Here is a 20,478-nt window from a genome sequence, read left to right as displayed (position 1 = left end):
ACTACCCCTTCTTTCTTCCACCCTTTTTCTTTTTCGCTACGGATTTGTAAAAAGGCTTTTTCCCTTTTGCTTTCTTTTTTGCTTTTTTTGCTGGTTTCTCTTTAGTCCAATTCTTCCGTTCCGTATGTTTAGCAGGCTGTTTTCTACGCCGCTTCTGATGCGAGGGCGCCTCCAATGAAGGAATATCTTCAGCCTCCAATAATTCAAAATCAATTTCTCGTGTCTCAGGGTTTGATTTAACTACCTTGATCTTAACCTTTTGGCCAATCTTAAACGTCTGACGGGTCCGTTCTCCAACTAGAGCCAGCTGATTTTCAATAAAGTGGAAATAATCTTGCTTCAACTCATTTAAATGAATCAGCCCTTCCACTGTATTCGGCAATTCGACGAAAATACCAAACTTTGTAATCGAGCTGATGATTCCGTCGAATTCTTCCCCGATTTTTTCAGCCATATACTCGGCCTTCTTCAAGCTGTCGACTTCTCGTTCTGCGTCAACTGCTCGGCGTTCCATCTGCGAACTATGATCCGCGATTTCCGGCAGCTGCTCCGCCCATTTAGTTTGGACTTTTTCAGACTGGCTTGATCCGTATTCTCTAATCAAACGATGAACGATTAAATCTGGGTAACGACGGATCGGTGAAGTAAAATGCGTGTAATATTCCGCTGCCAATCCATAATGCCCGTAATTATCCTCTGAATAGCGTGCCTGCTGCATGCTTCTTAACAGCATCGTATTGATAACTGCCGCCTCAGGCTTCTCTTCTACTTCCAAGATTACCTTTTGCAAGGCCTTAGGAGTGATCGTTTCTTTCGTTCCTTTGACCAAAATGCCTAAAACGGCAGCAAAATCAAAGAAGCGCTGCATTTTCTCTTCTTTAGGTTGCTCATGAATCCGGTAAATAAATGGTACTTTCAATCGGCTGTAATGCTCTGCAATCGTCTCGTTTGCAGCCAGCATAAACGATTCGATCAAACGTTCGCCCACTCCGCGGTTGCGAAGCTCGATCCCTAAAGGCGTTCCTTCTGGATCAACCAGTATCTTAGCCTCGCGGTCTTCAAAATTGATCGCGCCGCGTTGAACTCGACGATTTTCTAAAACCTCATGCAATTCCTTCATCAAAACAAACATGGGAACAAGCGCTTGGTATTGTTCCAGCAATGTCGAGTCCGCCTCTTCTAAAATGCCATTCACAGCAGAATAGGTCATCCGTTCAGTCGTTTGAATCACACTCGGGAAAATCGCATGATCCACGATCGTACCATTGGTGTCGATCTCCATCTCACAGCTGATTGTCAACCGCGGCACTCGTGGATTCAAGGAACAGATCCCATTCGATAATCGCTGAGGGATCATCGGTACGACTCGGTCTGTTAAATAGACACTAGTTCCACGTTCAAATGCTTCGCGATCCAGTACACTATCCTCGGTGACATAATAAGAAACATCCGCAATATGAACCCCCAGAAAATAGTTGCCATTAGGCAATTTTCGCACGGTTACTGCATCATCCAAATCCTTCGCATCCGCACCATCAATCGTCACAATCTGCTGGTCTCGCAAATCTCTTCGGTCTTTTACGTCCTCTTCAGAAATATGGTCAGGAACTTTATCCGCAGCCTCTAAAACCTCATCAGGAAAACTAGTTGGAATCCCTTGAGCGACGATCACTGACAAAATGTCCATTCCAGGGTCGTTTTTGTGCCCGATCACTTTTTTGACCAGTCCTTCTAAACTAGAAGCATATTCTTTTTCAGGGTAGTGAGTAATCTCTACGATCACCACACTGCCGTCGACCGGTTGGATTCCATCAGCAGCAATGTAAACCTTGAACTGTGCACTCTTTTTATCTTTTGGAATAACGACACCGTATAGATCCGTTTCCTTGACCTCTTCAGGAGGGAACGCGGTAAACTCTCCTACGATCTGCTGGATCGACCGTTCCTTGATAGCCACTACTTTTCCTTCAGCCCCCCGATCACTAAACGGATCTGCATTTTTGACGATATCGATCAGTACGGTATCTCCGTTCATCGCAAAATTGGTCTGATCATTCGGAATGTACACATCGGGTTCCTCCGGATCGATCGTCACAAAACCGAACCCGCGTTCATTGCCGCGAAAGGTTCCTTCTATTACGATCGGTGATAAAGGAAGCTTTATCTTTCCTCGTTTGTTAAATTCGAGCAATTTTTCTCGCTCCATTTGGGCAACTGTTTGGATCAGCAATTTATAATCCGTGCTTTTTTGCATATCCAACTGTTGTGCTAGTTCCTCCATAGAAAAGCTTTTTTTCTTTGCTTCTTTAAGGAACGTTAAAATTGCCTCTTTGATTGATTTTCTAGTCATTTTATTCTCTCCACTCAAGAGTCGCTAAAAAGTCAGCGACATCCCGTTCAAATTCTCTGCGTTCCGGTCCCACAGTGATGACATGTCCGCTTTCGGGGTACCACTTTAAAGTAAAGTGTGTGTTTTCCAACGCTCGAGCGGTTTGAAATACGCCCGATGCATCGATCATCTTGTCTTTTCCTGCCTGCGCCATAAAAAAAGCAGTTTTAATCTGCTCAAGCCGCTCAAAACTTTCAGCCGCCTGAACCTGAATCGCCTCTAGTTGACTCTTGACCTGAGGTCGCAACGCTTCGACTTGTTCAGAGACCTCTTTTTCCTGTGCTTGAGTTAACAGCTGCTTGGCATACTCCAAAAAGTTCTCTTCGACCTGTGTCTCTACCGGAGCAATCGGCGAACAGAAAAAACCGCCTCCAAGCAGCGATGCATCTGTTGCTAGCAATCGTGTTGCGAAGATACCGCCCATAGACAAACCAAAGACTGCAATTTGTTCATATCCCTTACTCTTTAAAAAAGAGATAGCCTCTTGAGATTCCTTCCACCAATCTGCTGGACTTTTTTCAAGAATATCTGCTGGATTAGCGGTTCCATGGCCGTTGAACATCGGCGCATACACCGTGTATGTTTTCTTTTCTAATGCGCGAGCCAACATTCTGACATCGTTGGGGCTGCCCGAATAAGCATGCAGCAATAGAACAGCATTTGGACCACTCGGCAGAAAAATCGATCTAGGACTTTTGATTTGTACCATTTGCTTCAACTCCTCGATTTATTTTACCATACCTTTATACATACTTGATTTTTATTGATCAGGAAGTCAGGTATACTATAAGGAAAGAATAAAAAGAAAGGACGCAAAATGAAGAAATACTTCCTTTTTTCGCTGTGCCTTCTGGGTCTGAGTATTACTGCTTGCCAGCGACCAACATCAACTACACCATCTTCGCAATCAGCGAGTGAGACTATTGAGGAGCATGAGTCCATGTCTACGATATTTATCGGCGAATTAGCAAAACAACCCACCGAACAGGACGATCAAGATACCCTGCAATTGTATTTGAAGAAGATCACCAAGGTGGAAGACCCTGAATCTGTGTTAAGCAGCTTTCACACCAACGGTGTTTTGCTGAATGTTCCCAAAGAACAGTTGGCTTTTTCCATCGATCAATTCACTCCAGGTATAAAGTTGCGGTGCACTTTATCGGCAGTTCCCATAATGACCATGTCGATTCCCCCGCAGATTCCTGGAAACTCTATCAAGTCAGTTGAGTTCGTTTGATCGAATCATCGACCGTAAAATGGGATCAACGAAAAAACCTCTCATTTCTGAGAGGTTTTTTTGCATTATTTACTAGATAAAAACATTAAAACAAACAACAAGATCATCCAAACAGCCCCAAGTACGGCTGTTGTACGCTGCATCACGGCTTCGAATCCACGAGCCTTCTGCTTGCCGAACAATTGATCTGCTCCGCCTGTGAATGCACTAGCTGCACTATTTTGTTTGCTTGGCTGCATCATGATAGTGATCACAATGATCACTGACAAAACAATGATCACACCTAAAATAAAATTGTACAAAAAAAGCTCCTCCTTTTTCCCAAACTATCTCAGCATTACTTTAGCACAAATACGATGGCTTGACTAGGGGGAGTCTTTTTTTTATTGCCTCATTTTTTTTACTTTCTTAAAACGTCGCCATATTCTGACTTGTTGTCGAATTCACGTTTGGCAAAGGGGCACAGCGGAATAACTTCCTTATGGTCGCGACGCGCGATCTCCACTCCTTGTCGAACCAATTTTTCTGCCAGCTTCTGTCCACGATAGGCTGGATCAACAAACGTATGGTCAATGATCATGATATCGGAGCCAGCATTTGACCAAGTCATTTCACCCGTTTCTTGTCCTTCATCATTCAATAATACAAGACGATTCTGTTCTTCTTTGATTTCCATTACGCATCCTCTTTTCGAAAAATATACTTTAATGCACCGCTGGGACAGGTATCCACAACAAAGGCCGCATTCTTCTCAGAACCATTGTCCGGGATGATCCAAGGGCGACGACCCACTTCAAAAATCTCCGGATTCCCTCGAACACAGTTACCGATATGGGCACAGATATTCTTGTCATAATAAATATCGATGTTCTCCCCACGATATCTCTTATAGCCTTTCTGCTCCAACAGCTCACGCGTTACCTCTTGTCCGTTTATCTTATTGCCATCCATTGATAACACCCCTATACTTACAATTTACTAGTTACTAACTTAACTAAATTATAACAAGGATCGCCAAAAAGATACATCAAAGTGATTTTTCTAGGTGCATCTTCCTACTATTGGTACGTTTTCCTCAGAAATAATGGAAATCGACAGCCTCTTTTTCTCACTCCATTTTCCGATACGTTTTCTTCAAATAAGCTTGTCCTTGCGCCTCGTAATGCAAAGCATTTTGACGATTTTTTTCAATTTCTTCGTCTGTCAACGTTCGCATAACCTTCGCAGGTGAACCGAAAGCCAAACTGTTCGGAGGAATGATCGTCCCTTCTGTCACCAAAGACCCGGCTCCGATCAAACAATTTTCACCGATTTCAGCATGGTTTAAAATCGTTGTTCCCATACCGATCAAAGCACCCGATTGAATCGTACAGCCATGAATGATGCAAGCATGTCCAATCGTTACCTCATCACCGATCACAACTGGCGCATCATGATCCACATGCACAATCGACCCATCTTGAATATTGGTGCGGTCTCCGATTGTAATGGTGTTGCTGTCGCCGCGAAGTACCGATTGAAACCAGATTGTTGACCCTTCCCCAAGCGTTACCTCTCCATAAACATCTGCACTATCTGCAATAAAATGTGTCACGTCCTCACCCCTATTTTTAAGTCACGATATTTTTAAGTGTTCCGATTCCCTCGATTTGACATACGACCACGTCGCCTTTTTTCAGGAATTTTGGTGGATTGAATCCCATTCCTACGCCTGAAGGTGTTCCCGTCAATACGATATCCCCAGGCTCTAGAGTAATTCCTTGCGACAATTCGCTGATCAGATGCGGGAGATCAAAAATCAAATCTTCTGTATTGCTGTTCTGCCGCAATTCATCGTTTACATAAGCTTTTAGATTGATATGCGGCGGCCGAGAAAACGCATCCTCGGTAACGATCCAAGGTCCGATAGGTGCAAAGTGATCAAGTCCTTTGCCAAACGTGTACTGTCCGTAGGCAAATTGAAGATCTCGCGCAGAGATATCATTGCCAATTGTATAGCCGAATATATAATCAAAAACTTCTTCAGGTGCTACATGGCTGCAGGTTTTTCCAATAACAACGGCTAGTTCAACTTCATAATCCAATTTATTTGTAATATCCTCATGCGCGAAGACTGCCCCATCGGGTCCAACTGCTTGGTTTACCCGTTTGGAGAAATAGACTGGATGCACAGGCGGCTGATACTCTCTACCAGCAAAATTGGCTGATTCGATCGCATGAAGCTTATAATTTAATCCCACGCATAGTAAATCGTGTTTCGGCTGAGGGATCGGCGCAAGCAATTTGATCTCTGCCAGAGGAAGCGGCGTCACTTCATCCTTAGCCTTGTTGATTCGATCCTTGATTGTTGGATAGGCAGTAATCAAATCTTCCATTTTTGTGATTTCTGGAAACCGTTCGTCCAATGGATAAACATACTGTTCATCCTCTGAAACCAATCCAACTTTTATTTTTCCCTGTTTAAATGTACAAAATTTCATTCACTTGACCTCCTATAGCATTTAGTGTATTCGCTTACTCAATCACTGTCAAACAGGTTTCTATATTGAGCCGACGTGGCCTAGTTCAACAAAAAGGCGTACACCTTACGATGTACGCCGTCGACTAAACTCCTTAATCCCTTTCAAATCCATTTTTCCGATAATTTACAAGGAAGAGTATGGAGATGAAGACCAATTCGACCAACAAAACCAGCCAATTGACGAATGTCATCCCTTGCTGTTCACCGTTCACAAAAGAAGTCACCAGATTTCCTACGATGCCCGTGTAGATGAACCCACTGATGGATTTCAACCCGCTGGCAAGACTTCCGAACATTGGGATCAGCATCAAAACCAAGATAAAGCCTGTGCAAAGATTGCTGGAGGACATTTGATTTTTAGCAAATAAGCCGATCAGCATCCCTAATACACAGCTAGTTAAACAGGCGATCGTCGTCACGATCAGATACAATCCTAAGTTGACAGTTTTCAGATCGATCCCGCTCAAAACTAAAATAAGTTGATTGATGACAAAAGAAACCGCAAAAGAAGGAAGAACTGAACTGATAAAGTATTCACCGCCGTTCACCGAAGAGGTCATCAATGTACGCAGCGTGTTTTTTTCTTTGTCTTTTGCCAACATAGTGGCCGGCATCATCATGGAAACAGTGGTTAGGTTCATCAGCAAACCTAAATTCAATACCATTCCTAACATCATCGGAGGCATTTGTTCGCCATCGAGAATGTTGAGGTAAAGAAATCGCATGACCAGTGTCATTAATGGCACCATGCTGCTGGTGATCAAAAACGTTTTATTGCGAAGTAATTCCTTCCATTTGAACCGAGTTAAAACCACGACCTTTTTCATCGATACGCGCATCAGCTTAGCTCCCTTCCAGTTACTTTCAAAAATACATTTTCCAGCGTCGGCTCACAGGAATGGATTGATTCGATCAGATTTCTCGTGAGCCATTCTGAAAGCTTTTGAGTGTTTTCTGTAGTATGAGAGAGCACGATTTCTTCTTGCGTACTCAATAAAATACGGTATTGTTTTTCGGTGTTATACCTTAAACAAATCTCTTGGGGAGTGCCAAACTCGATGATCTTCCCATCATTCAACAAAGCAACATGATCACATAATTTGGTGGCCTCTTCCATGTTATGCGTCGTCAAAAAGATGCCCATTCCAGCCTCTTTCAGCTCCAGCAACAAACGATGGATCTCCAAAGCCGTCGTAGGATCAAGTCCAGATGTTGGTTCATCTAGAAACAATAATTTGGGTTGATGCAAAACGGCACGAGCCAAAATCAAACGCTGGCCTTGTCCCTTGGACAATTTTCCTGCCGGCTGCTTTTTTTGCTCGGTCAATCCTACTCGTTCAACCAACTGATCGATCCGTTTCCTTGGAATCCCCAGCAGATCGGCAAATAACTTTAAATTTTCATAGACCGTGAACTCTTCATAGATTCCACTGGCATCTGTCACAATCCCAATATTCTCATAGATATTTTCGTCGATTTTACGCGTGTCACTGCCTAAAATCGTCGCTTCTCCTGAACTTTGGGTCATTTGTCCCGTGATAATTTTGATCGTGGTTGTTTTTCCAGCACCGGATGGGCCTAAAAACCCTAGAATCTCACCAGCAGAAAGGGTGATCGAAATATCCTTCAATGCTTGCTTTTGAGAAAATGCTTTTGAAATATGTCTTAATTGCAACAATGTGTTTCCCATAACCGCTCCCTCTTCTCTATCCATTCTTTTCTCTACTATAAGATAAAATGAAATAGAAAAAGGGGAACCACCCTAAAAAGACAGAAAATCGTCCTTATCGGTAATTTTCTGTCTTTTAGGCAAGGGTAAAGGTCACCATTTGAATAAATTCTTGTTTTTCAACTCTTGTTTCCAGCCAAATATCCGGGTAACGGCGAATAATTGATTTCAAGTTATCCAGACCCAATCCACGATCGGCTCCTTTGGTTGAATAGCCGGTCGTCCAGATACGTTGAAGATCGACTGGTTGGGTAATTGAATTTTTTACCAATAACGTCACCTTCCCGTTTTCCTTCAACAAGACGATGACCACTTTTCGATTGGACTCCTTGGCTGCTGCCTCGATCGCATTATCGATTAAAATCCCGCCACACCTCAATAAATCAGAGATTTCCATTGGAATTTTTTGAATAGGCTCGAACACCTCAACAGCTAACTCCACCCCTTGGCGCTCCGCCTGAACGACCTTGACCATCAACAACGTTTTTAATTCGACAACCTCGATATTGGTCAATTGGTTTAATTGCTGCATACTGAGGTGGATGCCCTCATCGAGCTTCAGCATCTTTTTACTGATGTATTCCTGAGCAGCATCGATATCTCCTTTTTCCATTTGAGCGTATAACCCTGTTGCCGCATTTTTATAGTCATGGTGGATTTTCCGAAGCTCCAGCTGTATATCTTCCATGCGATTAAGATACGTCTGCTGCTGCAAAATCAGCGCTTCAGATTCCTGTAATCGTCTTTCCCTTAGAAATTCTCTCAACAAAAAAAGATAAACAACTACCACCAATCCATACGACAAAGTATACAAAATTGTTCGAACCATAGAAAAGCTGACGTCTAAAACCGCGTAATTGATTATCTCGATCACACAATTAAAGACAGTCACGATTAACGCAATGATAAGAGCCAGTCGGGGATAATCCGAAACTTTTCTCAAGACAAAGAAAACTTTTGTTTTTGAAAGCAGATAATAGACGGTAGAGTAAGAAAGAAAAAGAATGATATTGGTTACGAGCGCTCGAGCAACCCAGCTGATATCATTGTCTATGATCGCGATGATCGTTTGGCTCCAATAACTAAGAACTAAGCAAAAGATCGAAGAGATAAGCGCTAAAAAGAAAATGATGCGGCTATCGATCGTTTTGAAAATGTAACGATGGACCAACACTGAAGGAATCGTGTTAACTACCGCATTAAATAGCAGAAAAACGACGATCGGCCACCCCACCGTTGCATACATCACGAGTGCAAAAAAAGAGGAAAGCAACGCATAGATCGCTAAAGTATAGGATCGTTTGCTTTTCTCATGCAAGACATACCCAATCAGCTGATACTCCGAGAGGGTGATGACAAAGAAGGTCAAGCCGCCTCCAAGTAAATTGATAAACAAATCCTCCATTTTTACCTCCTAAGATTCAAACAGCTGTTTTAACAGCTTCTTTCCTATTCTAGACATCAAACATACCGAACCATCTTTCATGATCACCGTATTGTCCGAATAATTGACTTGAACGATCTTCTCTTTTTGAATGATGTACGACCGATGGATTTTTACAAAATCCTTTGGTAGCTGCTGTTCGATTTTCTTAAGCTCCCCGCGAAATTCCAGCAATCGATTCTCGGTATGCAAGACCACTCGATGCGACCCAACAGTTTCAAAAAAGAGAATCTCATCGATTGGAATTTGGTAGCTGCTGTCAGCTACTTTGACAGTGTAATACCTGCGCATTTCCCCATCTTCTTTGAGCAAAAGATGATGAACCTCCTCCAGGCATTCCTTGATTTGCTTATTCAACTTCTCAGGACGGTCTTTATACAAATAGCTCATTGCTTCTAGTCGATACTTAAACGTCTCAAAAATCAATTCTTCATGAGTCGTAATAAAAATCAAAAAACCACGTGTATCCAGTTCGCGGATTTGTTTTGCCAATGTGAAACCATTGTAGCGTTCATCTGCTAAATCCACGTCAAAAAAATAAATCGAACGCAAATGGTGACTTTCTCTATGTTGGATCACTGCTTCAGGATCCCCAGTTACGAGGACAATCTCCATATCGTAGGCATGGATCATAATCAGATTGGATAAGATCGATTTTAAATAGTCTCTCGTCTCTTTTACGTCATCACAAATATAGATTGGTACCATCCTTCAACTACCTTTTCTGCAAGTTATTCCTTAGTTTAGCACGAGTTTCTCATCGATTCCATATCATAATTTTAGAATAGCACTGTCTTTTCGTTCCGCAGCCACGTAAAAAGGACCGTTGCGTTCTAAGCAAACGGTCCATTCTAATTTATTCAGCTTCTTCAGAAAATTGACTATTGTAAAGTTTTTCGTAAAAGCCGCCCTGAGCCAATAAGCTCTCGTGCGTCCCATGTTCAATGATTTGGCCCTCTTTCATAACCAAAATCAAATCCGCATCACGAATTGTGGACAATCGATGGGCGATCACAAAACTGGTTCTGCCTTGCATCACTCGATCCATTGCCTTTTGGATCAAGCCCTCCAAACGCGTATCGACAGAACTGGTCGCCTCATCTAAAATCAAGATTTTTGGGTCGGAAATGATTGCGCGAGCGATCGTCAGCAATTGCTTCTGCCCTAGCGAAACGTTGTCGCCTTCTGCATTGATCTTCATCTCATATCCGCCCGGCATCGTCCGAATAAAGTGATCCACGTTGGCTGTTTTGGCTGCGTCGACCACTTCATAATCTGTCGACTCTAACCGACCAAACCGTATATTGTCTGCGATCGTTCCTTCGTAAAGCCAAGCATCCTGCAAGACCATCCCGAAAAGCGAACGAACATCTGACCGATTCATATCCTGTGTATTAACGCCATCGATTAGAATTCTTCCTGAATCAATATCATAAAAACGCATCAGTAAATTAATCAGGGTCGTCTTTCCAGCACCCGTTGGGCCAACGATCGCTACGGTCTCACCCGCTTTGACCTCGAAACTCAAATCTTCGATCAACGGCTTTTTAGGATCATAACTGAATTTCACGTGGTCAAAAACAACATCTCCTGAAACAGGTTCAGGCAACGGTTCATCAAACTCGTTCTCCCGCTCCTCGAGTTCATCTAAAATCTCGAAAACTCGTTTAGTAGATGCCGAAGCACTCTGGATCATCCCAGACAGCTGAGTGATCTCTCCCATTGGCTGACTGACTTGCCAAATGTACTGAATAAAGGCCTGCAACTGCCCAACAAGAATTACACCAGTAATGACGTTCCAGCTTCCCAGCACCGCCATGGCGATGTAGGTGGCATAGGCTGTTAGCTGAACAAGCGGCTGCATCGTACTAGAAACAAAATTAGCCCTAAAGCCAAAACGGCGCAGCGTATGGTTGACCCCATGAAACCCTTCTGCCGTTTCTTTTTCACGTCCATAAAGCTTCAAAATGCTGAAACCGGTTATGTTTTCCTGCACATAGCCATTCATTTCACCCAATGCATTTTGCATCGACTGGAAATCCTTTTGAGATACCTGGATGATTTTTCGTGAAATCCATAGAGAGGCTGGGATCATGATCATCGAAATCACCGCCATCAATGGGTTGATATAAAACATCATCGCAATGGCAAAAAGAATTCCTAAAACAGCATTCACCAGCTTAATGATCGCCTGCTGCATTGCATTGCTGACAGCGTCCACATCATTGGTGACCCTTGATAAGATATTTCCTTGTTTGTTGCGATCAAAATAAGAGACCGGCAGCCGATTGATCTTTCGTTCAATATCCTCCCGCAGGTCCCGCATTGCCGACTGAACAACGTTGGCCATCAACCAACCGCTGGCCAGCTGTGTCCCTGAATAAATCAGCCCTACGACAATGATTGCGACCAAACATTTGAATACATAATCAAAATTGATCGTTTCGTTTTGCTGGATGTTTCGAGAGATCTCTGTCGTTGGCAATCCAGAAAGATAAGGCATCAATGTATTCATTAAAAGAGTGACGATCGTCAAAAGCAATACTAAAATGAAAGTGCCTCTATAAGGATCAATGTAATGCATCAATCGTTTAAATGAAGAAAGGGTTTTTTTCATGCTAATTCCTCCTTCGACAATTGAGATGCGGCAATGTCATAATAAATCGAGCAATTTTCCAGCAATTCCCGATGAGTTCCCACTCCGACAACATCACCTTCATTTAACACGATAATCTTATCCGCATGCATGATCGTTCCTACACGCTGTGCAACGATTAAGACCGTTGATTCCGTGGTCTCCTTTTTCAAGCGAGCACGAAGCTTCGCATCTGTCTGATAATCCAACGCAGAGAAACTGTCATCAAAAATATAGATTTCTGGTCGTCGAATGATCGCTCGAGCGATGGCCAGTCGTTGTTTCTGTCCCCCTGAAAAATTGCTCCCTCCCTCTGCCAACAGTTCATCAAAACCTTTTGGTTTTTGGGAGATAAATTCTGCGGCCTGAGCAATTTCAACAGCCTCGCGCATCTCTGCAGGAGTAGCGTCTTTTTTTCCGTATCGGAGATTCTCAGCGATCGTTCCTGTAAAAAGCTGTGCTTTTTGAGGGATATATCCAATTTTTTGACGAAGGTCTTTCAATTGGTAGGAACGAACATCTACACCATCAACTAACACCTGACCTTCCGTCACATCATAGAACCGAGGGATCAGTTGGATCAAGGTGGACTTTCCAGAACCAGTACTTCCAATAAATGCAACTGTTTCTCCAGGCTTTGCGGTAAAACTTACATCGCGGATCACCGGACTTTCAGAATGTCCAGGATAAGCAAAGGTTACATTTTTGAACTCCAAATAGCCCTTTTGTTCTGGCATTTCGATGCTTGTCGGATTGTCTTTGATCTCAGGGTCTTTGTCAAATACCTCTTGAATTCGCAGAGCAGAAACATTGGCCCTAGGATACATCATGAAGACCGTGGCAAACAACATAAATGAAAACAGCGCATGGAAGATGTACTCGATAAATGCAATCAACGTTCCTACTTCTAATTGACCACTGTCGATCTGCAACGTTCCATTCCAAATAATCAAGACCATTACAATATTAAATAAGAAGAAAAAGCCTGGTTGTGCAACTGCCATTAAATGAAACAAACTTTTTGAACTGTTGGCATAGTCATCGTTGACCTTGCGAAAGCGCATCTCTTCAAACTTTTCATTTACAAATGCCCGAATGACCCGCAGCCCAGACAAATTCTCACGAAGGATCCCATTAATGTTATCAAGATTCTTTTGCTGTTTCTTTGATAGTGGTTCAGAATACTTCGCAATTAAAATTACTGCTAACAACAGCACTGGCAAAGAGCCTAAAACGAAAATACCTAGACTAGGACTGGTGCGAACGATCAAATACAAACTCATGCCAAACATCATCGGTGTCATAAAGCCTGTCGTCAAAATGTTTTGCATAAACAGCATGATCTGATAGGCATCATTCGTCGTTCGTGTGATCAAAGAAGGAACCCCGACACTTTCATACTCAGTATGTGAAAAGGTTTGGATCTTCGCAAAGAGATCATCTCGAATATCGGCAACCATTCTCGAGGTGATCTGTGAACTAAAATAGCGTAATGAGATATTCATCAAGACACCAATGATGGTGATCACGACCATCAAGATCCCCATCCTTTTCACATAATCAAAGTCTTGGTTGCGTATCCCATTATCGATCATCAATGCTAAGATCGTCGGCAATCCCAATTCAATTAAAATAAAACCAAAAACACTAATAAAATCAAAGAACAAGAGCTTTTTATAGCGCATGGTATAACGCCACATCAACTTCATCTCATCTCGCCTCTTTCTATAACGTAATGACTCCAATATAGCACAAAAAAATCGGCTTTGCCTGCTTTCTATTTGAATTCTTTTGACTACGCTATTCGTTTTCTGAAAATTTTTAAGTAAAGCTCAATTCCCTGCCTAGTTTCTATACTTCTTTATTATTCTGTGATAAACTACTAGTAATTGTTGTCTCAACAACACACAGTACGGTGAAAAATACGTTGACCTTGGAAGCAAAGTCGAGGCTTCCTCTTAAAAGATAGACCCAATCTACCTTTTAAGTATAAAATTTTTAGGCGGCAATTGGCCCCTCATTTTGTTATGGAAAAAAACTGCTTAGGCAGATAAAGGAGAATTATTTTTTATGATTTACAAAGTTTATTACCAGGAAACAAAAGAACGCAACCCCAAACGGGAACAAACTCAATCACTTTACATCGAAGCAGAAAGTGAAGAAGCCGTTCACACCCTTATGCGTGAAAATACCCCACACAACGTTGAATACATTCAACTTTTAGAAGGCAATCATTTGGACTACGAAAAAGAAAATGCCGACTTTAAGCTGACGGAGTTTTAATATGAAACTCTCGCTGAAGAACAACGAAACGGGCGTCTTTGCCCTAGGTGGCCTTGGCGAAATCGGGAAGAATATGTATGGGGTACAATTCCAAGATGAAATCATCATCATTGACGCAGGAATCAAGTTCCCAGAAGACGACCTTCTGGGCATCGATTACGTCATCCCTGATTACAGCTATGTGCTGCAAAATTTGAATAAAGTAAAAGCTTTGGTCATCACCCACGGTCACGAGGACCATATCGGTGGTGTGCCTTATCTCTTAAAACAAGCCAACATTCCAGTCTATGCAGGTGCGCTGGCTTTGGCCTTGATCAAGAATAAATTGGACGAACATGGTTTGCTGCGCGATGCAGAATTGCACGAAATCGATGAAGATACTGTCATTCGTTTCAGAAAAACATCAGTCAGCTTCTTCCGTACCACACACAGTATTCCTGATCCATTAGGGGTCGTTGTCAAAACACCATCGGGCAATATCGTAGAAACCGGTGATTTCAAGTTTGACTTTACACCTGTTGGACAGCCGGCGAATCTGCATAAAATGGCAAAGCTGGGAGAAGAAGGCGTACTTTGTCTTTTATCTGACAGCACCAATGCAGAGGTACCTACCTTTACGAAATCCGAAAAAACGATCGGAATGTCCATTTTGCGTATCGTCGAAAAAGTAGACGGCCGAATCATTTTCGCGACCTTTGCTTCCAACATTTCTCGTCTGCAGCAAGCAGCAGAAGCTGCCGTAGCTACGGGAAGAAAAATTGCTGTCTTTGGACGAAGCATGGAAAATGCGATCGTCAATGGACGCAATCTTGGGTACATTACTGTTCCGGACGAGACCTTTGTTGATGCAAGTGATATCAATCGTTTGCCAGCAAACGAGATACTGATCCTATGTACTGGTTCTCAAGGTGAACCGATGGCAGCATTGTCGCGTATCGCTAATGGGACGCATCGTCAGATTCAAATTCAGCCTGATGATACAGTGATTTTCTCGAGTTCACCAATCCCAGGAAACACGACGAGTGTCAACCATCTGATCAACTTGCTCTCTGAAGCAGGTGCAGAAGTCGTACACGGAAAAGTCAACAATATCCATACTTCTGGTCACGGCAGTCAACAAGAACAAAAATTGATGCTGCGTCTTATGAATCCGAAATACTTCGTGCCTATCCATGGTGAATTTCGAATGTTGAAGATTCATGCTGGATTGGCTCAAGATACCGGTGTACCAAAAGACAACTGCTTTATCATGGAAAATGGCGATATGCTGGCTCTGACTGCAGATAGTGCAAGAAGAGCTGGACATTTCAATGCACATGATGTCTATGTCGATGGCAGTGGTATCGGTGATATCGGAAATGTCGTTTTACGAGATCGTCGGATCCTTTCTGAGGAAGGCTTGGTCCTTGCTGTTGCCACGGTGGATATCGATAAAAAAGAAGTGCTTGCAGGGCCGGACATCTTATCTCGCGGCTTCGTCTATATGCGCGAATCTGGTGAGATGATCAACGAAGGCCAACGCATTTTGTTCCATGCCTTAAGAGAAGTCTTAAATGAATCAAATTGTACAGATGCGAAACTAAAGGATGCCATGGTGTCTGCATTGCAGCCTTTCCTATTCGATAAAACTGAGCGGCATCCAATGATCATCCCAATGATCATGACTCCTGGAAACTAACCTGACACACTTATTTCATTTAAGAGGGCCACTGAAAAAGTGCACTAACAAAAATGAAAAAATCCGTTGTAGATAGTGATTGTTGCCAATCCTATCCACGACGGATTTTCTATTTTCGGGCGACAAGCCTGTAGTTTAGAGATCATTGCGTTATCACGGAAGGCAAAAATCATGCATCAATCCTCCGATCAACCGGAAATAAGCCTTGTGCAGACTTGTCGGATAGTTTAATCATAAATTGCGCTGCTTCAATCACATCGTTGATTTTTCGTTCATTTATGAAGAATTGGAAGAAAATACTGACTCTTTGATGGTCGGAATGCCAAAAATTCGATGGTACATTCAACTACGTGATATGAAAAGCCATTGATCCAGCTTCTGGTGTCGACATTGTCGAACGAAGGATGAGGGACATGGCTTATCCGGATTTTCTGGGATTGAAAACAAAGACTGGGGTTATTGACTAAGCTTATTAAGCAATTTTCGTCGTCAACGATTAAAAGGTGAACAGTTGATGGATCTACTATGAGATTAGAAGATGAAAAAATAAAGACCAGACCCTTATAAGAAAACGCCTTCGATAAGATGATTACAAAAAAAGCGACTTTTTCATTGCTTCACATTTAAGCGATGAGTGTTTTTTTATTTTAAACAAAAAAAGAGTTTTGAAAAAACATGCCGTTTGATTTCCTAGAATAAAAAAAATACTCACTATTTTAAGGAAATTTCCTATTTTTTCATAGAATTATCAAGAAAATGTAATTGACAAAATCAAAATAAATTTGCACAATTAAACTTAGATACAATCCGCAGAAGAAATGCATGTTATTTAATAAGCACTTGCTTTTGCAGCTATCACTTTTAGGGGAAGAGGTCATATGGTTAGAACAAAACGTATCCAACGGGAACACATCATTGATGGTGCCTACCAATTGATCATCAACGAAGGGTTCAAGAAGTTCCACGCACGCAATATCGCGCAACAAGTATCCTGCTCCACTCAACCCATTTATCGAGAATTTAGCAATTTAAGCGAATTGAAAAGTGTACTGATCAAACGAATCATTGCGAAGTATCAAGATTTCCTTGACGATCAACAACCCACCTCCATTCGTGAATTGTCCGAGGTCATCGCTCGCTATGCCTGTGATTATCCCGATGAATTTCATCGCTTCTTTTTACAAGATCAAGAGACGATTCAACGAGCAAAGGAATTGACGAAAGTGCACTACGAAGCGGTCACCAAAAAAGATCACTCTTCACCACTGCTTTTCAACTTTTATTGGCACTATTGCATCGGCAAGGCCACTCTGACGATCAACAACACCGAAGAGCATGATGACATCGAATCTTTCCAACAATTTTTAGAACAATAAACAAAGCCCTAGAGAATCTCTAGGGCTTTGTTGGATTTCAGGAATTATTGTTTAACCACATTAACTGCTTGAGGTCCACGGTCGCTTTCTTCAACGTCGAAAGTAACTGCTTGGCCTTCTTCAAGAGTTTTAAAGCCGTCGCCTTGGATAGCTGAGAAATGTACGAATACATCGCTGCCATCTTCGCGAGTGATGAAGCCAAATCCTTTTTCTGCGTTAAACCATTTTACTGTTCCATTTTCCATGAATCTTTTCCTCCTCGTGCAAAAAGCACTAAATGATTGTAACGTTGCTCGTGTACGATAGAGGTGATACCTTCGTTTCAACTCCGACAAACAAAATTACAAGAATAGTTTACCATTTGTCTTGCATTTTATGCAAGGGTTCTCAATCGGCTAGTCCCAGTAATTTTCTTCCCGCAAACTGAGGTAATTGTCTTCCCCTACGATAATATGATCCAACACCTCGATACCCATCATCTCTCCGCATTTTCGCACACGCTTGGTGAAGTCTAAATCGTTAGCTGATGGCTGCGGATTGCCGCTGGATAGCGATAGGTAAACCTTTGATGTTATCGCCAGTTTTTCCCCCGCTTCACACCGTGCGTACGACTTTCACCGTACACGGCGTTCCCCCGTCAGTTCGTTACTTCATGTTTGTCTCAGTCCGGTTTTAAATTGATTACTGAATGAAATTTTTGTGTTTCCTACTGCTACTCGTAATTTATTGGCTTTCTCTAATTGGGAATCCGACAAGTTAAGGTCTTGCATATAAGATAGAAGTGTGTCTTCACGTGTAGCGTGAATCATTCGATGGATGGTATCACTAATCAAAACGAGATTAGAATATCGGTCATCTTTTGATTTGATCCATGGTATTTTGTGGTGACAGTGCATTTGTGTGATATCTAGTTCCTCACCCGTAATAGCGCATTTTCCTTGTTGAGCTACATATAGAGAAATACGATTATCGTTAAACTCAATCGTTGCTCGCTCACCAATTACTGGATGGCTTCTGAGCCATTGAAGCGCTTGCGCTGAAACTACTTGGAGCTTTTTATGAATCAGCTTTCTACCTTCTTCTGTATACTTGCACACACCGTTGTGTTTCATTAAAGCCGTTCTCGTCTTTATGAAACCAATTGGTATGATCGGTACATCGTTGATATACCTTGTCATTTTCGATTTTAGATAAGGTCGAATACCTTTGTCACGAGTTTTATATTTTGATGTTTTCCTTATTCCCAAGTGTTTAAATCGATGCTTTTCTACCTGAGTTAATTGATACTGGATCGTCATCAAATCGTCATTAACTTGCGTTGCGATTTGATAATAATTATGAATCCCGATAACCATACTATTGTAAATGTTTAGGTTACGGGTAACGTCAGTGCCATTTGGTGCCTTTTGTATCAATTTTATCTGATCTTTGAGCTGTTTCTTGATCCTCTTTTTGGCTTTATCACAAATATGAGATTGGCAAACGTAATTCTTACGTCCCATTTTATCGTATCCTTTACGCTCCATTTTCAATTCAAACCCAAGAAATTCACTGCTTTTCTTTTGCAGATTTGTAATCTTTGATTTTTCAGGAGATATGGGAAGTTTTAGCCGTTCTTCTAGCCACATTTTGCTAGCTGTAAATATTTTTTCAGCGTTGGCTCTTGTGGTCGTGAAGATTTTAAAGTCATCCGCGTATCTGACTATATACATTTCTTTCAGTTTTGAAGTTTTTCTCAACTGTTTATAGCGGTAGCCATGATTCCAGCAACCGGCCTTTTCAATGTAATGATCATTAATGTTTTCACACTCGAACCTTTCCCATTGTTTCGCTATCCACCAATCAAATTCATTCAAATTGATGTTTGCTAATAAAGGGGAAAGAATTCCGCCTTGTGGCGTTCCTTTCGATGGATAGATCGTTTCTCCATTCGGCATTTCGACAGGTGCTTTTAACATCTTACGCAAAATCACGAGTAGTTGTTTGTCTCGTATTCCCAATGTCCATATCTGTCGCAATAATTTTGTGTGATCGACTTCATCGAAGAATCCTTTGATGTCTACATCGACTACATATTGCATTTTTGCTGGATTGATTCGCCCTGCCGCTGTCGAAACAGCGTTTTCTGCTGAACGATTTGGACGAAAGCCAAAACTGTATTTATAAAACTTTGGCTCACAGATTGGTTCGAGGACTTGTAGAATGCATTGTTGTGCGACTCTGTCCCACATTGATGGAATTCCCAATGGTCTAGTTTTCCCATTGGTTTGGGAATCTCTACTCGTTTTACTTTTCGAGTGTTGTAATGAGTGAAACGTTTTCTTACTTTATTGACAAATTCCTCTGTATCCAGCTTTTCGATATCATAGATAGTCACCTTGTCTATCCCAGGTGTTGCACTACCATTATTTCGTTTGATGTTTCGATAAGCTAGAAGAATATTATCTGTTGAGGTAATGATCGCCATTAAATTTTTAAATTTTTCACCCTTATTACTTTGCTCATAGATTGAATCAAAGACTTCGGTCATACCATAATATTCTGTATGGCGTAACCGCGTATTTTTCATTCGAGGTATCTTCTTAAAACTTTCTTTCAAGGTCTATCACGCTCCCTTATCGGTACGTGACCTTTTGAGTCATACCAGAATCCTTTGTTATGACTGAGTTGAAGTATGTCAAACTAACGGCTAGAGGCTGTTGCTCCATTTCCATTACAGAAACTTCTTCGCTCGTGCCTCCACTCTCACTGTCATAAATTTAAGTTTCCTCTTTGGGATTCCCCTTAAAATCGCTTCATCGAGTATATTCTCTCCACGATGACAGCTTTCCACGTTCCCTTTGCTTTATCTTATTTCTCGACTTAGGTGCCAACTCTTGCCTAGTATCCTCTCCACAGCCTGTAACTGTGCATGGAGCTTTCGGAACCACCATAGGTACTCGCCCACGGAATACAGCTAACTTACTTGTTAGCCACGTACTCATTTCTGAGTGCTCGCCACTTATAGACATTTCATTCACTGGTTCGTCAGTGTTTTATCACATTCTCACCCTATCAAGTTTAACGACTCCCGGCCTATCAGATACACCCTCTACCGCTAGAGAGATTTCGTTGCCGTTCACTATTTTTTTTATCAACAGACGGTATCTTTCAGCCGACTTCACCGAGATTCACACCCCATTCTCA

At 42.0% G+C, this 20,478-nt stretch carries 18 protein-coding genes and 2 pseudogenes; 4 read left to right on the top strand and 16 right to left on the bottom strand.

What is annotated here, in order from left to right; translation table 11 throughout:
* Window position 1: 1 nt before the first annotated feature.
* A complete protein-coding gene (rnr, locus tag NRIC_RS06290; protein ID WP_146621845.1) occupies window positions 2-2,350 on the bottom strand; it encodes a ribonuclease R in 2,349 nt (782 codons plus the stop codon).
* 1 nt (window position 2,351) lies between these two features.
* Window positions 2,352-3,098 carry an alpha/beta hydrolase gene (locus NRIC_RS06285; RefSeq protein ID WP_146621844.1) on the bottom strand — a complete coding sequence of 249 codons (747 nt, stop codon included), beginning with the start codon at window positions 3,096-3,098 and terminating at the stop codon, window positions 2,352-2,354.
* Between the two features lie 231 nt (window positions 3,099-3,329).
* Here NRIC_RS06285 and NRIC_RS06280 point away from each other — a divergent pair, with 231 nt between their 5' ends.
* Window positions 3,330-3,626 carry a hypothetical protein gene (locus NRIC_RS06280; RefSeq protein ID WP_146621843.1) on the top strand — a complete coding sequence of 99 codons (297 nt, stop codon included), beginning with the start codon at window positions 3,330-3,332 and terminating at the stop codon, window positions 3,624-3,626.
* A gap of 65 nt (window positions 3,627-3,691) precedes the next feature.
* Here NRIC_RS06280 and secG read toward each other — a convergent pair whose 3' ends face one another.
* From secG to NRIC_RS06225, 11 genes are all read right to left on the bottom strand, one after another.
* Window positions 3,692-3,928, bottom strand: coding sequence for a preprotein translocase subunit SecG (secG, locus tag NRIC_RS06275; RefSeq protein WP_146621842.1), 237 nt, complete (start codon window positions 3,926-3,928; stop codon window positions 3,692-3,694).
* 98 nt (window positions 3,929-4,026) lie between these two features.
* The gene (locus NRIC_RS06270; protein WP_146621841.1) at window positions 4,027-4,302 is read right to left on the bottom strand and encodes a GNAT family N-acetyltransferase; all 276 of its coding nucleotides are present in this window, start codon (window positions 4,300-4,302) and stop codon (window positions 4,027-4,029) included.
* A complete protein-coding gene (locus NRIC_RS06265) occupies window positions 4,302-4,577 on the bottom strand; it encodes a (4Fe-4S)-binding protein (RefSeq protein ID WP_146621840.1) in 276 nt (91 codons plus the stop codon). Before NRIC_RS06265 ends, NRIC_RS06270 begins: the two co-directional genes overlap by 1 nt.
* Window positions 4,578-4,734: 157 nt before the next feature.
* Window positions 4,735-5,220: a gamma carbonic anhydrase family protein gene (locus tag NRIC_RS06260; RefSeq protein ID WP_146621839.1), complete on the bottom strand. Its 486-nt coding sequence runs from the start codon at window positions 5,218-5,220 to the stop codon at window positions 4,735-4,737.
* A gap of 16 nt (window positions 5,221-5,236) precedes the next feature.
* The gene (locus NRIC_RS06255; RefSeq protein ID WP_146621838.1) at window positions 5,237-6,106 is read right to left on the bottom strand and encodes a fumarylacetoacetate hydrolase family protein; all 870 of its coding nucleotides are present in this window, start codon (window positions 6,104-6,106) and stop codon (window positions 5,237-5,239) included.
* 133 nt (window positions 6,107-6,239) lie between these two features.
* Window positions 6,240-6,986 (bottom strand): ABC transporter permease, encoded by a 747-nt coding sequence (locus tag NRIC_RS06250; RefSeq protein ID WP_146621837.1) that lies wholly within the window; start codon window positions 6,984-6,986, stop codon window positions 6,240-6,242.
* Window positions 6,986-7,837 carry an ABC transporter ATP-binding protein gene (locus NRIC_RS06245; protein ID WP_146621836.1) on the bottom strand — a complete coding sequence of 284 codons (852 nt, stop codon included), beginning with the start codon at window positions 7,835-7,837 and terminating at the stop codon, window positions 6,986-6,988. Before NRIC_RS06245 ends, NRIC_RS06250 begins: the two co-directional genes overlap by 1 nt.
* A 115-nt stretch (window positions 7,838-7,952) precedes the next feature.
* A complete protein-coding gene (locus NRIC_RS06240; RefSeq protein WP_146621835.1) occupies window positions 7,953-9,281 on the bottom strand; it encodes a sensor histidine kinase in 1,329 nt (442 codons plus the stop codon).
* 9 nt (window positions 9,282-9,290) lie between these two features.
* Window positions 9,291-10,028, bottom strand: a complete 738-nt coding sequence (locus tag NRIC_RS06235; protein WP_146621834.1) for a LytR/AlgR family response regulator transcription factor — start codon at window positions 10,026-10,028, stop codon at window positions 9,291-9,293.
* 148 nt (window positions 10,029-10,176) lie between these two features.
* Complete coding sequence (locus tag NRIC_RS06230) at window positions 10,177-11,937, bottom strand: ABC transporter ATP-binding protein (protein WP_146621833.1); 1,761 nt, start codon at window positions 11,935-11,937, stop codon at window positions 10,177-10,179.
* Window positions 11,934-13,664 (bottom strand): ABC transporter ATP-binding protein, encoded by a 1,731-nt coding sequence (locus tag NRIC_RS06225; protein ID WP_146621832.1) that lies wholly within the window; start codon window positions 13,662-13,664, stop codon window positions 11,934-11,936. Before NRIC_RS06225 ends, NRIC_RS06230 begins: the two co-directional genes overlap by 4 nt.
* Before the next feature lie 361 nt (window positions 13,665-14,025).
* Between NRIC_RS06225 and NRIC_RS06220 the strand changes: the two genes are divergently transcribed.
* The 3 genes from NRIC_RS06220 to NRIC_RS06210 all read left to right on the top strand — a co-directional run bounded on the left by NRIC_RS06220 (window position 14,026) and on the right by NRIC_RS06210 (window position 17,292).
* On the top strand, window positions 14,026-14,238 hold the full coding sequence (locus tag NRIC_RS06220; RefSeq protein WP_146621831.1) for a DNA-directed RNA polymerase subunit epsilon: 213 nt from the start codon (window positions 14,026-14,028) through the stop codon (window positions 14,236-14,238).
* A gap of 1 nt (window position 14,239) precedes the next feature.
* A complete protein-coding gene (gene rnjA / locus NRIC_RS06215) occupies window positions 14,240-15,916 on the top strand; it encodes a ribonuclease J1 (RefSeq protein ID WP_146621830.1) in 1,677 nt (558 codons plus the stop codon).
* 878 nt (window positions 15,917-16,794) lie between these two features.
* Entirely contained in the window at window positions 16,795-17,292 is a 498-nt protein-coding gene (locus tag NRIC_RS06210; protein WP_146621829.1) for a TetR/AcrR family transcriptional regulator, read from the top strand.
* Window positions 17,293-17,336: 44 nt separating this feature from the next.
* On the opposite strand, the gene NRIC_RS06205 is transcribed toward NRIC_RS06210, so the two are convergent.
* From NRIC_RS06205 to ltrA, 3 genes and pseudogenes are all read right to left on the bottom strand, one after another.
* Window positions 17,337-17,537 carry a cold-shock protein gene (locus tag NRIC_RS06205; RefSeq protein ID WP_146621828.1) on the bottom strand — a complete coding sequence of 67 codons (201 nt, stop codon included), beginning with the start codon at window positions 17,535-17,537 and terminating at the stop codon, window positions 17,337-17,339.
* 150 nt (window positions 17,538-17,687) lie between these two features.
* Window positions 17,688-17,837: pseudogene (locus tag NRIC_RS06200) on the bottom strand (JAB domain-containing protein); the annotation flags it as partial.
* Between the two features lie 105 nt (window positions 17,838-17,942).
* Window positions 17,943-19,861, bottom strand: a pseudogene (gene ltrA / locus NRIC_RS06195) (group II intron reverse transcriptase/maturase).
* Window positions 19,862-20,478 lie beyond the last annotated feature (617 nt).

This window comes from Enterococcus florum (genome assembly GCF_004309355.1).
GTDB classification, from domain to species: domain Bacteria; phylum Bacillota; class Bacilli; order Lactobacillales; family Enterococcaceae; genus Enterococcus_A; species Enterococcus_A florum.
This window is presented reverse-complemented; position numbering and strand designations above follow the sequence as displayed.

Excerpts from the sequence above, each read along its gene's own strand:
- rnr (WP_146621845.1), bottom strand. The coding sequence starts at position 2,350 with ATGACTAGAAAATCAATCAAAGAGGCAATTTTAACGTTCCTTAAAGAA.
- NRIC_RS06285 (WP_146621844.1), bottom strand. The coding sequence starts at position 3,098 with ATGGTACAAATCAAAAGTCCTAGATCGATTTTTCTGCCGAGTGGTCCA.
- NRIC_RS06280 (WP_146621843.1), top strand. The coding sequence starts at position 3,330 with ATGTCTACGATATTTATCGGCGAATTAGCAAAACAACCCACCGAACAG.
- NRIC_RS06270 (WP_146621841.1), bottom strand. The coding sequence starts at position 4,302 with ATGGAAATCAAAGAAGAACAGAATCGTCTTGTATTATTGAATGATGAA.
- NRIC_RS06265 (WP_146621840.1), bottom strand. The coding sequence starts at position 4,577 with ATGGATGGCAATAAGATAAACGGACAAGAGGTAACGCGTGAGCTGTTG.
- NRIC_RS06255 (WP_146621838.1), bottom strand. The coding sequence starts at position 6,106 with ATGAAATTTTGTACATTTAAACAGGGAAAAATAAAAGTTGGATTGGTT.
- NRIC_RS06250 (WP_146621837.1), bottom strand. The coding sequence starts at position 6,986 with ATGCGCGTATCGATGAAAAAGGTCGTGGTTTTAACTCGGTTCAAATGG.
- NRIC_RS06245 (WP_146621836.1), bottom strand. The coding sequence starts at position 7,837 with ATGGGAAACACATTGTTGCAATTAAGACATATTTCAAAAGCATTTTCT.
- NRIC_RS06240 (WP_146621835.1), bottom strand. The coding sequence starts at position 9,281 with ATGGAGGATTTGTTTATCAATTTACTTGGAGGCGGCTTGACCTTCTTT.
- NRIC_RS06235 (WP_146621834.1), bottom strand. The coding sequence starts at position 10,028 with ATGGTACCAATCTATATTTGTGATGACGTAAAAGAGACGAGAGACTAT.
- NRIC_RS06230 (WP_146621833.1), bottom strand. The coding sequence starts at position 11,937 with ATGAAAAAAACCCTTTCTTCATTTAAACGATTGATGCATTACATTGAT.
- NRIC_RS06225 (WP_146621832.1), bottom strand. The coding sequence starts at position 13,664 with ATGAAGTTGATGTGGCGTTATACCATGCGCTATAAAAAGCTCTTGTTC.
- NRIC_RS06220 (WP_146621831.1), top strand. The coding sequence starts at position 14,026 with ATGATTTACAAAGTTTATTACCAGGAAACAAAAGAACGCAACCCCAAA.
- rnjA (WP_146621830.1), top strand. The coding sequence starts at position 14,240 with ATGAAACTCTCGCTGAAGAACAACGAAACGGGCGTCTTTGCCCTAGGT.
- NRIC_RS06210 (WP_146621829.1), top strand. The coding sequence starts at position 16,795 with ATGGTTAGAACAAAACGTATCCAACGGGAACACATCATTGATGGTGCC.
- NRIC_RS06205 (WP_146621828.1), bottom strand. The coding sequence starts at position 17,537 with ATGGAAAATGGAACAGTAAAATGGTTTAACGCAGAAAAAGGATTTGGC.